Origin of the sequence: Vibrio sp. 10N.222.48.A3, from assembly GCF_041475345.1 — a bacterium.
Taxonomy (GTDB): Bacteria; Pseudomonadota; Gammaproteobacteria; order Enterobacterales; family Vibrionaceae; genus Vibrio; species Vibrio tasmaniensis_A.
In genome coordinates this window covers 1-324 of record NZ_JBFRVX010001328.1, presented here as the reverse complement: position 1 = coordinate 324, position 324 = coordinate 1, and the positions used below count along the sequence as shown (strand labels likewise).

Sequence of the window (324 nt, the reverse complement as noted above, 5' to 3'; positions counted from 1 at the left end):
TCAGCTTGATTTATTTGGCTACGTTGTAACGTTTGTTGAGCGATAAGGTTGTGTACGCTTGATTGAACGACGCTTAAATGCGCATTCGCCTGAGCAAGTGCAGATTGGTAATCACGATCATCAATTTGAACCAACAAGTCACCTTGTTTAACCGATTGGTTATCACTCACGTAAGACTTAACAATATAACCCGACACCTTCGGGCTTATATTAGTGATGTCGCCTTGTAGGTAGGCATTGTCGGTTGACTCGAAGTACTGGCCATAGCCATACCAATATCCAGCGCCAGCTAAGCCTAATGACAGCATGATCGCAGTAGCAATA

At 43.8% G+C, this 324-nt stretch carries 1 protein-coding gene; it reads right to left on the bottom strand.

Features of this window, described 5'->3' with window-relative positions:
- Positions 1-323, bottom strand: a 323-nt coding sequence (locus AB4653_RS26110; protein ID WP_372105677.1) for an HlyD family secretion protein, incomplete at its 3' end; no start/stop codon positions are given.
- Position 324 lies beyond the last annotated feature (1 nt).